This is a genomic window from Actinosynnema sp. NPDC004786, from assembly GCF_053601135.1.
This window is the reverse complement of record NZ_JBSGBG010000068.1, coordinates 1-14,870: the sequence shown is the minus strand read 5'-3', so window position 1 is coordinate 14,870 and position 14,870 is coordinate 1. Positions and strand designations below refer to the sequence as shown.

At 69.7% G+C, this 14,870-nt stretch carries 14 protein-coding genes and 1 tRNA gene; 12 read left to right on the top strand and 3 right to left on the bottom strand.

The features are described from left to right. Positions 1 to 2 precede the first annotated feature (2 nt). The gene (locus ACWEFJ_RS36480) at positions 3 to 746 is read right to left on the bottom strand and encodes a DUF5919 domain-containing protein (protein ID WP_449716557.1); all 744 of its coding nucleotides are present in this window, start codon (positions 744 to 746) and stop codon (positions 3 to 5) included. Between the two features lie 160 nt (positions 747 to 906). Between ACWEFJ_RS36480 and ACWEFJ_RS36475 the strand changes: the two genes are divergently transcribed. The 8 genes from ACWEFJ_RS36475 (at position 907) to ACWEFJ_RS36440 (ending at position 7,574) form a co-directional block, all read left to right on the top strand. Beyond that, positions 907 to 1,359, top strand: coding sequence for a hypothetical protein (locus ACWEFJ_RS36475; RefSeq protein ID WP_378087119.1), 453 nt, complete (start codon positions 907 to 909; stop codon positions 1,357 to 1,359). 14 nt (positions 1,360 to 1,373) lie between these two features. Further along, positions 1,374 to 1,571: a hypothetical protein gene (locus tag ACWEFJ_RS36470; RefSeq protein WP_449716570.1), complete on the top strand. Its 198-nt coding sequence runs from the start codon at positions 1,374 to 1,376 to the stop codon at positions 1,569 to 1,571. Continuing rightward, entirely contained in the window at positions 1,571 to 1,825 is a 255-nt protein-coding gene (locus ACWEFJ_RS36465) for an AMED_5909 family protein (RefSeq protein ID WP_449716556.1), read from the top strand. The genes ACWEFJ_RS36470 and ACWEFJ_RS36465 overlap by 1 nt, the downstream gene beginning before the upstream one ends. Positions 1,826 to 1,919: 94 nt before the next feature. Then, positions 1,920 to 2,513, top strand: coding sequence for a hypothetical protein (locus tag ACWEFJ_RS36460; RefSeq protein ID WP_449716555.1), 594 nt, complete (start codon positions 1,920 to 1,922; stop codon positions 2,511 to 2,513). A gap of 385 nt (positions 2,514 to 2,898) precedes the next feature. Continuing rightward, positions 2,899 to 4,368 (top strand): FtsK/SpoIIIE domain-containing protein, encoded by a 1,470-nt coding sequence (locus ACWEFJ_RS36455; RefSeq protein ID WP_449716554.1) that lies wholly within the window; start codon positions 2,899 to 2,901, stop codon positions 4,366 to 4,368. Positions 4,369 to 4,394: 26 nt separating this feature from the next. Further along, entirely contained in the window at positions 4,395 to 5,969 is a 1,575-nt protein-coding gene (locus ACWEFJ_RS36450; RefSeq protein WP_449716569.1) for a replication initiator, read from the top strand. Between the two features lie 25 nt (positions 5,970 to 5,994). Continuing rightward, on the top strand, positions 5,995 to 6,192 hold the full coding sequence (locus ACWEFJ_RS36445; protein ID WP_449716553.1) for a helix-turn-helix transcriptional regulator: 198 nt from the start codon (positions 5,995 to 5,997) through the stop codon (positions 6,190 to 6,192). Between the two features lie 80 nt (positions 6,193 to 6,272). After that, positions 6,273 to 7,574 carry a tyrosine-type recombinase/integrase gene (locus ACWEFJ_RS36440; RefSeq protein ID WP_449716552.1) on the top strand — a complete coding sequence of 434 codons (1,302 nt, stop codon included), beginning with the start codon at positions 6,273 to 6,275 and terminating at the stop codon, positions 7,572 to 7,574. A gap of 176 nt (positions 7,575 to 7,750) precedes the next feature. Here ACWEFJ_RS36440 and ACWEFJ_RS36435 read toward each other — a convergent pair. Then, positions 7,751 to 7,823, bottom strand: a tRNA-Arg gene (locus tag ACWEFJ_RS36435). 199 nt (positions 7,824 to 8,022) lie between these two features. Here ACWEFJ_RS36435 and ACWEFJ_RS36430 point away from each other — a divergent pair. Together ACWEFJ_RS36430 and ACWEFJ_RS36425 are read left to right on the top strand one after the other, a co-directional pair. Next, complete coding sequence (locus tag ACWEFJ_RS36430) at positions 8,023 to 9,021, top strand: hypothetical protein (RefSeq protein WP_378086897.1); 999 nt, start codon at positions 8,023 to 8,025, stop codon at positions 9,019 to 9,021. A gap of 17 nt (positions 9,022 to 9,038) precedes the next feature. Beyond that, complete coding sequence (locus ACWEFJ_RS36425) at positions 9,039 to 9,785, top strand: FkbM family methyltransferase (RefSeq protein WP_378086899.1); 747 nt, start codon at positions 9,039 to 9,041, stop codon at positions 9,783 to 9,785. 124 nt (positions 9,786 to 9,909) lie between these two features. On the opposite strand, the gene ACWEFJ_RS36420 is transcribed toward ACWEFJ_RS36425, so the two are convergent. Then, positions 9,910 to 13,104 carry a penicillin acylase family protein gene (locus ACWEFJ_RS36420; protein WP_449716551.1) on the bottom strand — a complete coding sequence of 1,065 codons (3,195 nt, stop codon included), beginning with the start codon at positions 13,102 to 13,104 and terminating at the stop codon, positions 9,910 to 9,912. Between the two features lie 369 nt (positions 13,105 to 13,473). Between ACWEFJ_RS36420 and ACWEFJ_RS36415 the strand changes: the two genes are divergently transcribed. After that, a complete protein-coding gene (locus tag ACWEFJ_RS36415) occupies positions 13,474 to 13,941 on the top strand; it encodes a peptidoglycan recognition protein family protein (protein ID WP_378086903.1) in 468 nt (155 codons plus the stop codon). A gap of 140 nt (positions 13,942 to 14,081) precedes the next feature. Then, positions 14,082 to 14,729 (top strand): response regulator, encoded by a 648-nt coding sequence (locus ACWEFJ_RS36410; protein WP_073895563.1) that lies wholly within the window; start codon positions 14,082 to 14,084, stop codon positions 14,727 to 14,729. The last annotated feature ends 141 nt before the right edge of the window (positions 14,730 to 14,870 follow it).

The following is a 14,870-nucleotide window of genomic DNA, read 5'->3' as shown; positions in this document are numbered from 1 at the left end:
TGTCAGAAGGTGGCGCGCTTCGCGCTGGCCCAGACGGTCTCCAGGCTTTCGGAGTAGGTCTCGAAGAGGTCGCCTGCGGAGAGTCGGCGTAGGTGGAGGGCTGGGGCGTGGGCTCCGGGGAAGCCGTAGACGTGGGTGTTGACGATCATCTCGTCGTCGAAGCGGAAGACGGAGTTGTAGAGGGTCGTCTTGTGGAGGCGGACCTCGATGCCGGGGACGTCGACCAGGGGGCGGACGAAGGCCAGGGCGTTGCGGATGCGGGCGGCGACGGTGCCCTTGCCCAGTTGCTCCTCCTCGCTGCGGCGCGATGCTTCGCGGGCTGTGGGGTCGCCGAACAGTAGGCGGATGCGGGTGCCGTTCTCGGCCTTGTGGCGTAGCTCCTTGGCGAAGGTTGGGCGTTCGACCAGGAAGAGGGCTGCTAGGGACAGCACCTCGATGTGCTTGGTGGCGTCGTTGAGGAGTCGGTCCCAGAGGTCCGCGGGGATGTTGTTGCGGTGGGGGTAGACCTTGACCACCTCGGACTCGGCGATCTCGGCCTTGCGGTCGGCGGCTACGGCGTCGGGCCAGAGGTAGTTCTCGGTCTCGCGGACCATCGAGGCGATGGTGTGGCGGTGGCGGGGGTAGGGGACTCGGCCCTTGGTGATCCAGCGCTCGACGGTCTTGGGGTCTACGCCGGTGGCTCGGGCTATGTGATCGAGGTCCAGGCCGTTGCGGAGCAGGGCCTCCCGTAGCCGTTCGTTGGCCATGTGTACCCCCGTGGTGACGACTTGGGACGTCTTGAAGCTAACAGAGACGTCCTCAGAAGTCCCGCTATGCGGTGCTTGCGTCCCGTCGATCTGCCGAAAGTGGTCGGTGTCAAGGTGCTGGACAGAGGGTCCAGCCGACACCGATGACAGGAGTACGGCTGTGGCGATCTCGGGCGGGAGCAGGCTCCCCACGTCGCACGACTTCGTGTTCCCCCGTGGCGCGCTGGTGATGGGCGTGGAGCCGGTGCTCAGGTTCCAGTCCGCCGAGGAGCGGGCGAAGGGGCTGCCGGTGCAGCAGGAGACGGACAAGGAGTCCGGGCTGTTGGTGTGGTCGGTCCTGGTGATCGACCAGGCGGCGGAGCGGAAGACGGACGCGGTGGTGACGGTGAAGATCGCGGCTCCTCACCAGCCGGTGCCGCCGGAGGCGATTCCCGGTACCGACGTGCGGCCGGTGGTCTTCGAGGGGCTGACGGTGACGCCGTGGATTGACGACAAGGCGTGCCGGGGGAGCCATGGTGGTGAGCGGCACCGGTGCCGGGCGAAGCTCGGGTACAGCCTGCGGGCGACCGGGATGAAGCCGGTTGTCGTCAAGTCCGCGCCCAAGGCCGCGTGACCCCGGTGGCTGACATGGTTCGTTTGCATGTCACGGCTGACCTGCCGATTCGGGTCGAGCCGCTGGTGTTCGCGGGGAGGGTGGAGTTCCGGCTCGGCAACGCGTTCCCGGCGGTGTTGGTCGTTGACCGTGACGCGTTGCCGCGTCTGGCGCAGGCGATCGCCGAGGGGCAGGCCGCGTTGGGTGCTCCTCCTCAGGTTGGGGGTGCGTGATGGCTCAGCCGAAGAAGGCCGATCCGTGGGTGGTGGCGTTCGGCGTGACGTTGCTCAAGGACGCGCACGAGGCGTTGACGCACCTGATGCCCGCGCCCGGTGCGTCCCCGGAGGTGTGGCGGGAGTTCTACCTGCGGTCGGCGGAGGTGTACGCGCGGGTCGCGGAGGTTGATCGGGGTCATCACCACGAGGCGCTGTATTGGGCCAAGCGGGAGCGTGCCAAGGCTGAGGGGGCTGTTTCGGATGAGCGTTGATCAGGCTGTGGAGCGGGCCGGCGGTGGGCTCGGCCGTGTGGTGCGGGACGGGTTGTCGTTGGAGCGGTTGTCGGGTGCCGGGTACACGCCGTTGATGTTCGAGGCGGTGATGCGCCGGCTCGTCGGCTACCCGCATGAGGAGTGGTCGTTGCGGTCGTTGGCGCGGTCGGCGGGGGTGTCGTACTCGGCGGTGCGTCACATCTGCCGTGATCTCGTTCAGCTGGGGCACGTGTCGGTCGATGAGGGGACGTTGCAGGGAGCCGCCTCCGTTCATCGGCATCGGCTGTCGCCCGAAGGGCTTGCCTACTGGGGCGGTCCGGTGGTGCCGCACGACTGGTTGAGTGGCGCGGACCTGTGGCGGGATCCGCGGTTGGTGCCGGTGATGGGGGCGCGTCTGTCGGCCGAGGAACTGGCGCGGGGCGACGCGGTGGGTTACTCGTTCCCGGTGGTGTACCGGGTGGCGGATGCGCTGGTGCTGGTGCCGTCGCGGGAGTGGAGTGTCGCGGACCTGGCGACGGCGGCCGATGCCGATGAGGGCATGGTGCGGCTGGCCTGTCTGGACCTGGTCGCGGCCGGTCACGCCACGGCGCACCAGTGGCGAGAGGACGGCGAGGAGACCCGGTTCAAGATCACTCGTGCCGGGACGGTCTCCTGGCTGCCCTGGATGCCCGGCCCGTTCGACTGCTGATCGCTGGTGTGGGCGGGCAGCGGATGCGGCGGTGTCCGCCCACATCGAACGTAAGACCTGAAGACGATCACTGAACCTGTCGGTGGTGGTCGTCGGTGAACGGACCTCAAGTCTTGGCGGGCCTGGAGCCGTTCACCGACGACACAACCGACCGGGCTTTCTCGCGCGCTTCTGTTGACACACAAGGGGTTCCGGTCATGTCAAGGCTATCGGTTCGTGGGGTGCGGGCGTCAAGTGGACGTGTTGCCCCGTCGGTGTGGAAGTTGTCCAACGGTCGCCCCTGCGGGGCGTGCAAGCGGTTCGGGGTCTATGCCCCTAACCAGCTCGTGTGCTGTGGGTGCCTGGGCTGGTTGCCGCTGATCTTCGCCCCCGTGGGGCGTGCGTGATGGGCGACGGGAAGTGGGTGGACCCGGCTCCGTTCGAGGGTGTCCGACCTCGGGTGCCGTGGTGGGCGCTCGTGCCGGGCAAGGCCAAGTGGATCACCGCCGTGGTGGCGTTGGTGTGGCTGGTCCTGGTCGGCGTCGTGCGCCTGGTGCTCGTCGTCGTCCGGTACCCGATGGTCACGGTGGTGCCGCTGACGGCGGCCTGGTGCTGGTGCCGATTCGGCCTCTCACCGCTCGTTCTCGCACTGTTGTCGCTGGTCGCGGCGTTGAGCATCTGGGCTGGCCTGGATCGCGGGTCGTTTCTGCGGCACGGCTGGTACCGGCTGGTGACCGAGTGGCGGCGGGCGACGGTGTACGTGCCGAGGTGGCGGTCGGTGATGCGGCTCGCCGACCTGGCCAAGCGTGACCGTGGCCGTGAGTACCGGCCCAGGCTGCGGCGGGTGCGGTCGGAGGGGTGGCGGGACCGGGTTCGGGTGCGGATGGTGCCCGCCCAGTCGCCGGAGGCGTGGGAGCTGCGGCGGGAGGGTCTGGCGCACTCGTTCGGTGCTCGGTCGTGTCGGGTGCGTGTGCTGCGGCCGAGGGTGATCGAGCTGGACTTCGTCCACCGTGACCCGCTCCTGCGGCCCCTGACGGTGCCCACGCTCACGGACTTGACCGAGGTGGACCTCAAGCGGGTGGTCGTCGGGCGGACGGAGACGGGCAAGCCGTGGCGGCTGCGGCTGCTGGGGTCGCAGGTGCTCGTGGTCGGCGTGCCCGGTGCGGGTAAGGGCTCGGTGTTGTGGTCGATCGTGTGGCAGCTCGCCCCGGCCGTCCGGGCGGGTCTGGTGCGGTTGGTGGGGATCGATCCGAAGGGTGGGATGGAACTGGGGCAGTGCCCGGACGCCTTCGATCGGGTGGCGTACGACAACGGGCCGGAAGCCGTTGGCCTGCTTGAGGAGATCGCCGCTGAGGTGAAGGAGCGGGCGGCGCGGTACCGGGGTGTTCGGCGGCTGTGGGCGCGCTCGACCGGAGAGCCGTTCACGGTCCTGGTGGTCGATGAGCTGGCGGACCTGGTCGCCTACCAGCAGGACAAGCAGCTCCGCGAGCGGGCCGCCCGGGCAATCCAGACCATCACCTCACAGGGGCGTGCGCCCGGCTATGCCGTGGTGGGCCTGGTCCAAGACCCGCGCAAGGAGGTCGTCGGGTTCCGGCACCTGTTCAGCACCCGCGTGGCGCTCCGCCTGGACGAGCCACAACAGGTGGACATGGTGCTTGGCGATGGCGTGCGGCAGCGGGGCGCGGCGGCGCACGAGATCAGCGAGAACACGCCCGGTGTCGCCTGGGTGAAGCAGGACGGACAGCGGGAGCCGGAGCGGGCTCGGGCCTTCCACGTCACCGACGCTGACCTGGTCGAGCTGAGCGTCTTCCTGGCCGATGCAGAGGTGCACGACTTCCCGACCCGGCCGGACGGCAGTGGAGAGGTCGCGGCGTGAGCGAGTACCTGACTCGTGCCGACCGGATGAAGCAGCCGGCGGCGCTGGATGTGGCTCGGGCGGTGGCTGAGGAGCACGGCGTGTGCGTCCGGCCGCTGGCCAAGGAGCGGATCGACCTGGACACCGGGCGCGTTGAGATCGTGCCCGTGGCGTGCGGCTCGACCGTGGCGAGCGTGTGTCCAACCTGCGCGGAGAAGAACCGGCGGCTACGGATGGCCCAGTGCCGCGAGGGATGGCACCTGACCGAGGAACCCGACTTCACCCCCGACCCGCCCAGCGACGACCAGCGGACCCTGACCGCCTACCGGGCTGACCTGGTAAAGGTGTACCGGCAGGCCGTCGAAGAGGGCGACGAGATCGGCGCTGAGGAGGTTCGAGAAGAGGTCGCGGGGGTCGATGCCGAACTCCGGCAGCTCGGAATCCGCGGTTCGCTCCCCGCTCTGGAGGCACGTCCACGGATCACCCGAAAGCGGTCCACCCGGCGACGGCAGGATGCGCCGAACCTGCCTCGGCGGCCAGTGCAGAAGCGCACGGTCGGACGGGTCTTCGGCGGCAAGTACCAGCCTTCGACGTTCCTGACGCTGACGCTGGACAGCTACGGCAAGGTGCGCGCGGACGGCACTCCGGTTGACCCTGCCCGGTACGACTACCGGCGGGCGGCTCGGGACGCGGTGCACTTCGCGGCACTGCTCGACCGGTTCGTGCAGAACCTGCGGCGGTGCGTCGGGTGGGATGTGCAGTACTTCTCGACCGTCGAGCCTCAGCGGCGACTGGCGCCACACTGGCATGCCGCTATCCGTGGTGCGATCTCGCGGGCGGAGCTGCGAGCGGTCGCTGAGGCCACCTACCACCAGGTTTGGTGGCCCAACCACGACGAGATCAAGTACAACGGCGACAACCGGCCGGTCTGGGACTCGCGGGCGAAGGGGTTCGTTGATCCGGCTACCCGCGAACCGCTGCCCACCTGGGAGGAAGCTCTCGACCGGGTGGAGCGTCCGGCGCACGTGGCGCGGTTCGGTGTCCAGGTGCACTCCAAGGGCATCCTCGGGGGTACCGAAGAGGCCGGTCGGCACATCGGCTACCTGACGAAGTACCTGACCAAGAGCATCGGTGAGTGCTTCGACGCTCGGACCAGCCGTCAGGAGGACCACGCCGAACGGCTGTGCGCGGAGCTGGCCGTCACGCCCTGCTCGCCGCAGTGCCCGGTTTGGCTGCTCTACGGCGTCCAGCCGCGCGGTGCTCGGCTGTCGATGGAGCCCGGCAAGTGCAAGGGCAAGGCACACAAGCGCTCAACGCTCGGCGTGGCCGGTCGGCGGGTGCTGGTGTCGCGGAAGTGGTCCGGGAAGTCGCTCGCCGACCACAAGCACGACCGCAGGGAATTCGTTCGGCAACTGCTCGCCGACGTGGGGATCACCGGGGACGACCAGCCGAAACGGGTCGTCTGGAACAACGTGCAGCCCGGTGACCCGAACGTGCCCCCAAGACCACACCTGCTGCTGCGGGCGGTCGCGGAGCGGCGTCGATGGAAGGCCGAGTACACGGCGGCGCTGCTCGCCTCGGCCAGTCCGCCAGATCGTTCGGCAACTGCTCAAGCTGCGTAAACGGGGGTCGGGGATGAGTGGCAAGGTGCGTGAGCTGGCTGGGTTGATGTCTGTTCCGGAGATGCTGGAGGCCCTGGGCGGGGAGGTCTCGCGGGACACGTTCTACAAGTGGCGGCAGACGGGGAAGGGGCCTCGGTGCTTCTCGCTGCCCAACGGTGAGCTGCGGTGCAAGCGGGTGGACTTCCTCGCCTGGCTCGATGACCTGTACCGGGCGGCGGCATGACCACCACGTTCAAGGTCCGGTTCTGGGAGATCGCGGACTGGTCGAAGAGGAAGGGCAGGAGGAAGACCCGGCCCTACGGCGTGCGGTGGGTCACCGACACCAAGTCGCACTCGGAGTGGTTCGGGACCAAGGCCCTGGCCAACAGTCGGCGGTCGGAGCTGATGCAGGCTGCTCGGCGGGGTGAGGAGTTCGACGTCGAGACGGGCCTCCCGGTCTCGGAGCTGAAGCGGCGCAACTCTCTGTCCTTCTTGGAGTTCGCGCAGTCCTACATGGACATGAAGTGGCCGGATGCTGCCGCAACCACGCGGGGCAGCACGGTGGAGGCGCTGGCTACGGCCGGGGCGGCGTTCGTCCGGGATGGAGCTGGACGGCCGGAGGTGAACGAACTGCGGGGTGTGCTCACGCGCAACCTGCTGCCTCCGACCACCCGAGACGACGAGCTGTCGCGTGAGGGCCGGGAGGCCGTTGACTGGCTGTTCCGGAACTCGCGTCCGCTGTTCGAGCTGACGGACGCCGTGGCGGTCCGTGAGGTGCTGGACGCACTGGCGGTCAAGCTCGACGGCAAGGCGGCGGCTGCGACCGTCTACCAGCGGAAACGGGCGGTGTTGTTCAACCTGCTGTCCTACGCGGTGGAGCTGGGTCTGATCCCGGACAACCCGTTGACCAGGGTGAAGCGCAAGATCGCGAAGGTGGTTGAGCAGGTTGATCCGCGGGTCGTCGCCAACCCCGGCCAGGTGGAGCGGCTGTTGACTGCGGTGACTTATGTCGGTCGGCGGAATCAGGATCGGGGCGCGCACCTGGCGGCGTTCTTCGCGACCGGCTACTACGCGGCTGCTCGGCCCGCTGAGGGCCTGGGGCTCCGTGAGGACGACTGCACCCTGCCGAAGGAGGGCTGGGGCCTGCTCATGCTCGGTGAGTCGCGTCCGGCGGCCGGGAAGCGGTGGACGGACTCGGGTGAGGTCCACGACCGGCGCGGCCTGAAGCACCGTGGGGTGAAGGACGTAAGACCGGTGCCGATCCCGCCGGTGCTCGTCCGCATGCTGCGGGATCACCTCGACCGGTTCGGGACCGGGCCGGACGGGCGGCTGTTCCGCTCACCCGGTGGAGGGGTCGTCTCCTCGTCCACCTACTACCGAGTGTGGGACGAAGCTCGCCAGTACGCCCTGACGCCCGCTCAAGCGGCCTCTCCGCTGGCTGGGCGGCCGTACGACCTTCGGCACGCCGCAGTCTCGCTCATGCTCAACGGTGGCGTCCCGGCCACTGAGGTGGCGGAGCGGGCGGGGCACTCGGTGGACGTGCTGCTCAAGGTGTACGCGAAGTGCATCGACGGGCAGCGCGAGAAGGTCAACAAGCTGGTCGAAGCGCTGTTCGGTGGCGAGTAGCGCAGGTCTCACCGCGACCCCCTGGGAACCCGACCCAGGGGGTCGAGCCGTTTCGCAGTGGTTTCGCGGACGCCGGCAAACAGGGGCAGATTCCGACTGACGGCGACTGACCTGAAAGATCAAGCCCCGGCCGCGTTTCCGCTGGCCAGGGCCTGATTCACCCGGCGAAAGGTGAGTGCCCCCGGCAGGATTCGAACCTGCGACACACGGTTTAGGAAACCGATGCTCTATCCCCTGAGCTACGAGGGCGCGGGCATGAGCCTACCGGGTGCCCCCGGCAGGTTCGGGTGGTGGGGTTGTCACTCGGTGAGCCTAGGATCGTGCACCTTGGGTGAGGGCGGGGGCACCGAGCGGTCGGCTGTCCGGGCGAAGTGGTCCCCCTCGTCTTCTCCGCATCGGTCCAGTGAGGTACAGAAGGGGCATATCCCTCTCCGACGAAAGCCGACCCATGAGCAGCCGACCCTGGCCCGACTTCCGTCCCGGCCCGCTGGGCTCCCTCGGCGCCTGGTGGCGGCGGCTCCGGGCCCGCCCCAACGCCGAGCAGTACACGTTCGTGCCGCCCTCGACCACCCACGAGCACCCGTTCGAGTCGCCGCTGCCCAGCGCCGTCTACGGGCTCGACTTCCACGTCCGGATGACGATCCACTGGCGCGTGGACCTCACCACGGGCGTCCGGCACAACGCCCCGCGCAGCGCGGCGGTCAACGACATCGTCAACCGGGCCAAAGCCCTCACCGAACGGGCGATGCTCGTGCACCACGCCCCGCTCCGGTACCGGCTCGGCGCGGAACTCGCGGAGGAGCGGCAGGTCGAGGGCACGCACGTGTGGGCGCGGGCCGACGCGGTCGAGTTGACCGTCGACGACAACGACCTGGCGATGGCCCGCAAGCACATCGAACTGCTCCAGACCACCACCATGCGCCAGGCCGAGCGGGACGCCGAACGGGCCGAGATCAAGTACCTGCGCGACGAGGTGCTGACCGACCTGTCGACCGCGACGATCTGGTGGCTGGTCCGCAACGGCTACGAGGTGGAGCAGGCCGTGGGCCTCAGCAGGCACCTCGCCGAACTGGTCGGCATCGCGGCCCAGCGCCGCGACCAGCACTGGGCCGACACGCTGGTCACGTCGTTCGAGAGCGCCCTGCCCCGCCTGGACGACGGCCACCGCACGGACGTCCGGATGCACCTCGCCAAGGCGCTCGGCATCTACGGCGGCTCGACGGTCGCCGAGGAGTTCGCCGAGCAGGTCGGGTTGCCCGCCCAGCCGGACCAGCAGGTCGAGGGGAGCGCGCAGATCCAGCCGAACCGGCAGGCGAACGCGCAGATCCCGGCGGGCCCGCAGGGGAGCCCGCAACTGCCCGCGAGCGGCGCGCCGCGGCCGAACCACCAGGACCACCGGCCACTGCCGCCGAACCACCGCCGGAACGGCGCCAAGCCCCTGCCGTGATTCCCTAACCTGTGATCGTGACCCACAACCTGACCGAGGTGCGCGGCGCGGCGGTGGCCGGCGCGTTGCGCGTCCTCGCCCGGCTCACGCCGTACGTCGAACCCGAGCTGATCGGCTTGCGCGAGGTGGTGCGGCCGGGTGACGTGTGCGTCGACATCGGCGCGGCGCTCGGCCTCTACACCGTCTCGCTGTCCCGCCTCGTCGGTCCACAAGGGACAGTGCACAGCATCGAGCCGCTGGTGTTCGCGCACCCCGCCCTGTCCTTCCTGCTGCGCCCGCGCGAGGGTCGCAACGTCGTGCGGCACTCCGTCGCGCTGGGCGTCAGCGAGGGCCGTGACGTCATGAGCGTCCCCGTCCGGCACGGCACACCGGTCACCGGCCGTTCGTTCCTCACCGCGGGCGCGGACGGGCTCGGCTCCAACGAGGAGTTCACCGACCACCTGGAGGTCCTGGTCCGCACGGACACGCTGGACCGGTTCTGCGCGGCCAACGCCATCGACCGGCTCGACTTCGTCAAGGCCGACGTGGAGGGTGCGGAGCTGCGCGTGCTGCAGGGCGGCGAGGAGACGCTGGAACGGTTCCGGCCGACGCTGCTCCTGGAGATCGAGGAACGGCACGTGCTGCGCTTCGGCTACCGGGCGCGCGACGTGCAGGAGTGGCTGGCCGAGCGCGGCTACCGGATGCACGCCTGGCACCGCGGCACATGGCGGCCGGTGGAGCGGATCGACGATCGCGTGCGCAACTACCTGTTCACCGCGCGATAACGGCGCACCACAAGCCCGCACGACAAGCCCGCACGAGAAGGCCACGCGAGAAGGCCGACAGGGCACGAGCACAGCGGAAGACCCCGGTCCCTGGGGGTGGACCGGGGTCTTCCTGTGGGCCGGTCTACTTGACGTAGACCTCAAGTTCGTACAACGAGTATCCGTACCCGGTGGCTCGTTGGATACCCGTCATTCGTACGAATCGTGCCGCATCAGGCGGGAACGACGCAAGGTCCTTTCCACCGTCTCCGGCGGAAGTTTCGTACGCGGTCCGCCACGTGCTGCCATCGGTCGACAGCTCTATGCGATATGCCTTGGCATAAGCGGCTTCCCACGACAGCGCGACGCGGCCGACGGTGCGCGTCGCGCCCAGGTCGACCCGGATCCACTGCGGGTCGGACCAGTCGCTCGCCCAGCGGGTGTCCGGCTTGCCGTCCACCGCGTTCGAGGGCGGCGAGTCGTACCAGCCGCGCTCGTGGCTGCTCGCGGTGGCGGTGGCGCCGGCGGCGAGGTTGGCCAGGTCCGTGCCCCGACGGGACGGGAACTGGACCACCTGCTGGTAGGTGGGCCGGTTCTGCCAGTTCACCTTGTCGTGCGTGATGCCGCCCATGGCGCGGTGGATGATGGTGTCCGCGCACCACTGGTCACCGGCGGCGCACGACGCGTCACCGGGGTAGACGGCGGTCGCGGGCACCGCCGCCGCGGCGCGGAGGCTGTCCAGCAGCACCTGGCGGCACGCCGCCACCGCGCCACCGCCGCAGTAACGCGCGCCGAGCGCGCCGTCCACCCGGTCGCCGAGCAAGGCGCGCAGGTCCTTGTCGACGTAGCTCCACCAGCCGTTCTGGAACGACGAGCCCTTGTGCGGGGCCGCGCCGTGCGTGTCCGACGGCGGTTCGTCCACCTGGACGGCCCTGGTCAGCTGGTCGTAGAGCGCGTCGCCCAGGCCCGGCCGGAACTGCGCCTCGACCAGCCGCGGCCACCACGCGTCCAGCACGCGGATCGCGTCGGCGTGGGCGTAGGTCTTGCTGCCGCGCGAGGTTTCCTTGCGCAGCGAGCCGGAACGCTGCCAGTCGCGCAGCTTGCCGATCACGGACACCAGCGCCGGGTCGGTCACGGCCGCCGTGTCGATCACCCGCAGCAGGTCCGGCAGCACCTGCTCGGCGCGCAGGTCCGCCACGCCCGCCTCGGCCATGGCCTTCGTCAACGACGCCCGGCTGACGGGCCCGCGGGCGATGAGCGCCCGCACGCGGTCGTCCAGCAGGTCGCCGCGGTGCACCGAACCCATGCCGTAGCCGGACGCGGAGTAGTCCAGCGCCTGCTTGTTGTTCCAGCTGATGTAGAAGTCCTGGTTGACGGAGTTCGGGTGCTGCGCGAACGGCGTGTACGTCGCGGTGTTGCGGTCGGGGTTCCAGCCCTCCCACTCGTACGCGGGCTCGGCCTTCACCGGCAGGTGCGGGTCGACCGCGGCCTTGCGGACGGGGTTCGCGCCGGAGTTGAAGTACGCCGTGTCGCGCGAGTCCACGTAGAACCAGTTGAACGCGTACCCGATGTGCTCGGCCGCGCGCTGGAAGTCCGCCGCCGACCTGATCGCGTCGGGGTCGTTGAACTCCTGGAACCCGATGATCGAGTCCACCTCGTGCAGGTAGGTCGACCGCAGCGAGGTGTACGCCACGAACTTCCCGTCCACCTTGGCGCGGCTCTGCACGAGCCCGTACTTGGTGCGGTGCATGACGAGCGTGTACGACCCGGCGGGCGTCGGGTCGGCGACCGTGGGCTTCCAGGAGTTCCTGCGCTCCAGGCGCTCCATCGGCAGGCACTGGCCGTGGTAGCGGTAGTGCGCGGACGTCGCGGTGGCGGGCGCGCCGGACGGCTCGCACAGCTCGACGGCGTAGGTGTCGGTGATGTCCTGACCGGCCGACGTCGCGCTCCACGAGTAGTCGACGCCCCGTCCGAGCTGGACGTACATCGACACGCCGGCGAACGACACGCCGCGGGCGCGCAGGCCGGGGCCGTTCAGCTCCTGGAGCATGAGCAGCTGCGGCGCGAAGTAGCCGGTCTGCGGGCCCCACACGGCGACTGGGTTGCCCGTGTCGGTGTGCCGGCCGGACACGACCAGCGCGTTGGACATGCCGTGCTTCTTGGCGAGCAGGTCGCGGGGGAGGACGCCGTCGGCGAAGAGACCTTCCAACGGCTCGAGGTCCGCCGGGATGTCCACTGTGGATGCTGCGGTGGAAGCCTGGTCGTACACCATCGGTTCGGGGGTGACGACGCCGCCGTCGGGCAGCGCGACGCCCTGCGGCGAGGCCGGGGTCGTGCCGTACGGGAAGCGTTGGCCGTCGTGGAGGGTCAGCACCGCCTCGGGGTCGTTCTGCTCCCGGAAGGACCGCCACACCTGCTCGCCCGCGGCCGCGCCGTACCGGTTCTGCGCGGCCAGCTTGACCAGCGCGTTCTGCACCTCGCCGCCACCGCCCGCGCCGAACAGGCCGCCCACGACGGCGGCGATGGCCACCAGGTCGGTCGGCTGGAACGGCTTGATGTCGTTCCAGTTGGTGATCGCGTCGGCGTGCCCGGTCAGCACGTACTCGCCGGGGAACGTCCGGTTGTTCACGGCGGTGGCGATGTAGGCGTTGATGCCCGCGATGTAGTCCTTGACGTCCTGCAACGCCTGCGCCCCGCGCGGGCCCCGGGCGGCCACCTGGTCGATCTGCGCCTGGAGGTCGGCCTCGGTGTAGGGGATCTGGTTGTAGAAGCTCTGCTCCAGCGCCCGGTTGCCCTCCGCGCCGCCCGCGAACCCGGACAGCTGTCCGCGGCCGAGGTGGCGGAACAGGTCCATCAGCCAGAGGCGGTCCTGCGCGGCGGCGTAGCCCGCGCCGAACTCCGTGCCGGACCGGGTGGTGCCGTAGATGTGCGGCATGCCGATCGCCTTGTCCCGCACGATCGTGACGTCGGCGCGCGGCTTGATCGTGCTCGCGACCTGGTCGGCGGGGACGCCGAAGGAGGCGTCGTTGAAGAACGCGCCCAGTTGGTCGTTGGTCAGGCCGCCGTAGCCGGGGACGAGCGAGTCGTAGCGGCCGAGCTGGTCGGCCGAGTGCGCGGGCCGGGTGCCGAGCAGCTGGTGGGCCAGGATCTCGGCGAGCGTGGCGTTGCCGTTCTGGCCGGGTGGCAGCACGTCGTGGCACTGGCCGAGGCAGTGGTCGTCCGGGGTGAACGCGCCGGTCCTGACCTCGGGCGGGGCGGCGGCCTGGGACGTGGTCGGGACGGTGAGGGTGGCCGCGGCGAGGAGGGCGACCACGGCTAGCGATCGGGCGGCTCTCCGCATGCGCGAAGCTCCTTCCAGGCAGGGATCGTGTGACGCACGTTACTGGCGCGTAACGATTCGCGAAAGACCTTCGCGTTTTGTGGGTGGTGAGCGGGGCGGGTTGGCCCGGATGGGTGTGGAGACTTGACCTGGTGAGGTTCGGTTGGGAAAACAGTTCACATGGTGCGACGTCGATCGCTGTTGACCGGGCTCGCCGGTGCGGGGGTGCTCGTGGGGGTGGGCGCCGCGGGTGCTTCGGGCGCTTCCGCGTCGCCGGGGTCGCCCGGGTCGCCCGGTGTCGCGGCGTCGCCTGTTCTGCCCATCCGGAGTTGCGCCGACTGGGGCGCGCGGCCGCCGGCGGAGCCGACGACCGTCGTGAACACGCGGCCCGTGCGGATCCTCGTGCACCACACGGCTTCGGCGAACGTCACGGACTACTCGGAGGCGGCGGCGTACGCCAACGCGCGGTGGATCCAGGACTTGCACATGGACACCAACGGCTGGATCGACTCCGGTCAGCACTTCACCAACAGCCGCGGCGGTTTCCTCATGGAGGGCAGGCACGGCAGCCTGGCAGCGCTGCGCGCCGGCGATCGCGTGGTGGTCGGCGCGCACTGCCCCGGGCAGAACACGGCCGCCATCGGAATCGAGAACGAAGGGCTCTACATGGACGTGGAGCCGCCGAAGTTGCAATGGGACTCACTGGTGTCGTTCTGCGTCTACACGTGCCAGCAGTACGGGATCCCGCCATCGGCGATCGAGGGCCACCGGGACTACCGCGACACCCTCTGTCCGGGCGACAAGCTGTACGCCCTGCTGCCGCGACTGCGTCAGGAAGTGGCGCGCATCCTCGGTTGAGCCGGTTATTTCCTGGCAACTGTGAACAGGCGGAACCCGCGTGCTTCCGTGGTGAGATAACGGGGAATTAACGTCAGCTTGCGTGTTCGTGCGCGAGGCTGGACGGGTACGAACACGAAACGCCAACGCGGGGAGGCGTCGTGATCAAGGTGATGCTGGCCGATGACGAAGACCTCGTCCGGTCCGGCCTTCGCATGATCCTCAGCAGCGCAGGCGACATCGAAGTCGTGGCCGAATGCGACGACGGGCACCTGGTGGCCGACCTGGCCCGCCGGCACCGCCCGCACGTCGTGCTGCTGGACATCCGGATGCGGTCGTCCGACGGGTTGATGGCGCTGCGCAGGCTGCGGGCCATCCCGGACCCGCCGAAGATCGCCATGCTGACCACGTTCGACGTGGACGAGTACGTGTCGGAAGCGCTGCGGTTGGGCGCTTCGGGGTTCCTGCTGAAGGACACCGAGCCGGAGCAGCTGGTGCGGGCGGTGCGCGACCTCGCGGTGGGTGGCGCGGTGCTCGACCCCGGCGTGGCGGCGCGGGTGCTCGCGGCGGTGGCCGACGGGGAGCGGGCGGCCGAGCCCGCCCGGCGGTTGCTGGCCTCGTTGTCCGAACGGGAGCGGGAGGTGCTGGTCCTCATCGGACAGGGCATGTCCAACGCGGAGATCGGGGGGACGTTGCACCTGTCGGAGGCGACGGTGAAGGGGTACGTGTCGTCCGTGTTGGGCAAGATCGGGGCGGTCAACCGGGTGCAGGCGGCGTTGGTCGCGTTCAGGGGTGGGTTGATCGCGTGAGGCGGCGTGGTTGCGGCTCGGTGGGTGCGTCCGGCTCGATTTGACATGGGGCCCTTACGGGTACCAGGGGCAGGCCAAAGCCGGCAGGCCCGGCGGGGTAAAGCGTCCCGCCAGGCCTGCCGGCTTCGTCCAGCCTAAGGC

Excerpts from the sequence above, each read along its gene's own strand:
- ACWEFJ_RS36480 (WP_449716557.1), bottom strand. The coding sequence starts at position 746 with ATGGCCAACGAACGGCTACGGGAGGCCCTGCTCCGCAACGGCCTGGAC.
- ACWEFJ_RS36470 (WP_449716570.1), top strand. The coding sequence starts at position 1,374 with ATGGTTCGTTTGCATGTCACGGCTGACCTGCCGATTCGGGTCGAGCCG.
- ACWEFJ_RS36420 (WP_449716551.1), bottom strand. The coding sequence starts at position 13,104 with ATGCGGAGAGCCGCCCGATCGCTAGCCGTGGTCGCCCTCCTCGCCGCG.
- ACWEFJ_RS36450 (WP_449716569.1), top strand. The coding sequence starts at position 4,395 with ATGAAGCAGCCGGCGGCGCTGGATGTGGCTCGGGCGGTGGCTGAGGAG.
- ACWEFJ_RS36465 (WP_449716556.1), top strand. The coding sequence starts at position 1,571 with ATGGCTCAGCCGAAGAAGGCCGATCCGTGGGTGGTGGCGTTCGGCGTG.
- ACWEFJ_RS36460 (WP_449716555.1), top strand. The coding sequence starts at position 1,920 with ATGTTCGAGGCGGTGATGCGCCGGCTCGTCGGCTACCCGCATGAGGAG.
- ACWEFJ_RS36455 (WP_449716554.1), top strand. The coding sequence starts at position 2,899 with ATGGGCGACGGGAAGTGGGTGGACCCGGCTCCGTTCGAGGGTGTCCGA.
- ACWEFJ_RS36430 (WP_378086897.1), top strand. The coding sequence starts at position 8,023 with ATGAGCAGCCGACCCTGGCCCGACTTCCGTCCCGGCCCGCTGGGCTCC.